The sequence below is a fragment of the Ornithinibacter sp. genome, from assembly GCF_035443565.1.
Lineage (GTDB): Bacteria > Actinomycetota > Actinomycetes > Actinomycetales > Dermatophilaceae > Fodinibacter.
Genome location: NZ_DAORSO010000271.1, coordinates 1 through 2,003, shown reverse-complemented (window position 1 = coordinate 2,003; position 2,003 = coordinate 1). Strand labels below are relative to the sequence as shown.

Annotated in this window: 2 protein-coding genes; both read left to right on the top strand. The window is 68.0% G+C overall.

Annotated features, from left to right (window positions below):
• Positions 1-111: 111 nt before the first annotated feature.
• Positions 112-1,563 (top strand): adenosylhomocysteinase, encoded by a 1,452-nt coding sequence (gene ahcY / locus PLL68_RS14340; RefSeq protein WP_324535236.1) that lies wholly within the window; start codon positions 112-114, stop codon positions 1,561-1,563.
• A 259-nt stretch (positions 1,564-1,822) separates the two neighbouring features.
• Positions 1,823-1,960: a Flp family type IVb pilin gene (locus PLL68_RS14335; RefSeq protein ID WP_324535234.1), complete on the top strand. Its 138-nt coding sequence runs from the start codon at positions 1,823-1,825 to the stop codon at positions 1,958-1,960.
• The last annotated feature ends 43 nt before the right edge of the window (positions 1,961-2,003 follow it).

Genomic DNA, 2,003 nt, shown 5'->3' with positions numbered 1-2,003 from the left:
CGCTGCGGTATTCTGGGGGCTTGCCGGCGCGGGTGATAACCCTCCACGCACGTGCGGCCCAGAAGGGCGACGCCGGGTCAGCCCATTGTCGTGACCCCAAGGAGAACCTCCATGTCCGTTGACCACAAGGTCGCCGACCTGTCCCTGGCCGAGGCCGGCCGCCACCAGATCCGCCTCGCCGAGCACGAGATGCCCGGCCTGATGTCCCTGCGCGCCGAGTTCGGCGAGTCGCAGCCCCTCAAGGGCGCGCGCATCGCCGGCTCGCTGCACATGACCGTGCAGACCGCCGTGCTCATCGAGACGCTGACCGCGCTCGGTGCCGAGGTCCGCTGGGCCTCCTGCAACATCTACTCCACGCAGGACGAGGCCGCCGCGGCCATCGTCGTGGGCCCCAACGGCACCCCCGAGGACCCGCAGGGTGTGCCGGTCTTCGCCTGGAAGGGCGAGACCCTCGAGGAGTACTGGGACTGCACCGAGCAGATCCTCACCTGGCCGGGTGGCCATGGCGCCAACATGATCCTCGACGACGGTGGCGACGCCACGATGCTCGTCCACAAGGGCCAGGAGTGGGAGGCCGCCGGTCAGGTGCCCCCCACCACGGAGGAGGACACCGAGGAGTTCGGCGTCTTCAAGGCGCTCGTGCGCCGCACCCTCGCCCAGGACCCGCAGAAGTGGACCCGTGTCGCCGCCGAGATCAAGGGCGTCACCGAGGAGACCACCACCGGCGTGCACCGCCTCTACCAGCTGGCCGAGGCCGGCGAGCTGCTCTTCCCGGCCATCAACGTCAACGACTCGGTGACCAAGAGCAAGTTCGACAACAAGTACGGATGCCGTCACAGCCTCATCGACGGCCTCAACCGCGCCACCGACGTCCTCATCGGTGGCAAGGTCGCCGTCGTCGCCGGTTACGGCGACGTGGGCAAGGGCTGCGCCGAGTCGCTGCGCGGCCAGGGCGCTCGCGTCATCGTCACCGAGATCGACCCGATCTGCGCGCTGCAGGCCGCGATGGACGGCTACCAGGTCGCCAAGCTCGAGTCCGTGGTCAGCCAGGCCGACATCGTCGTCACCTCGACCGGGTGCTTCAACGTCGTCACCGCCGAGCACATGCAGCAGATGAAGAACAAGGCGATCCTGGCCAACATCGGCCACTTCGACAACGAGATCGACATGGCCGGCCTGGCCAAGGTCCCCGGCGTCAAGAAGCAGGAGATCAAGCCGCAGGTGCACGAGTGGACCTTCGAGGACGGCGACTCGATCATCGTGCTCTCCGAGGGCCGCCTGATGAACCTGGGCAACGCCACCGGCCACCCCTCGTTCGTCATGTCGAACTCGTTCTCCAACCAGACGATCGCGCAGATCGAGCTGTTCAACAAGACCGACGAGTACTTCACCGAGGAGGGCGCACCCAAGGTCGAGACGCTGCCCAAGCACCTCGACGAGAAGGTCGCCCAGCTGCACCTCGACGCGCTCGGGGTCGAGCTCACCGAGCTGACCAAGGAGCAGGCCGAGTACCTCGGCGTCGACGTCGCCGGCCCGTACAAGCCGGAGCACTACCGCTACTGACGTAGCCAGGTGTGCGCGCGTCGCCCGCTGACCGACCAGAGCCGGGTGCCGTCATGAGCCACGGCATCCGGCTCTCGGTGTCGGGGGCCCACGGGCCTCTTCGCGGGCAGTCGGGCCCCCGCTCGGCCGAACGGCCCACCCCCGTCAACCGTTCGGTTCTTTTCGGCGACCCGTCGGGGGATGGTTGGGCGCGGGGTCAAGACGCGACGCTGGTTCCGTGGGCGAGGATCGACCTCGACTGTGTTGAAGGGATTACCGGATGGCCACACGTCGATTGCCGCGCCATGCCCGCACCACTCGGTCGGAGAGAGGCGTGACGGTTGTCGAGTACGGGCTCATCGTGGCGCTGATCGCCCTCGCCGCCACCATCACCGTCATCGCGCTGGGCTGGATCTAGTCGAGTTGCCCTCGTCGGCCGCGTCGTCGGAGCCGGAGGTCAC

Excerpts from the sequence above, each read along its gene's own strand:
- ahcY (WP_324535236.1), top strand. The coding sequence starts at position 112 with ATGTCCGTTGACCACAAGGTCGCCGACCTGTCCCTGGCCGAGGCCGGC.
- PLL68_RS14335 (WP_324535234.1), top strand. The coding sequence starts at position 1,823 with ATGGCCACACGTCGATTGCCGCGCCATGCCCGCACCACTCGGTCGGAG.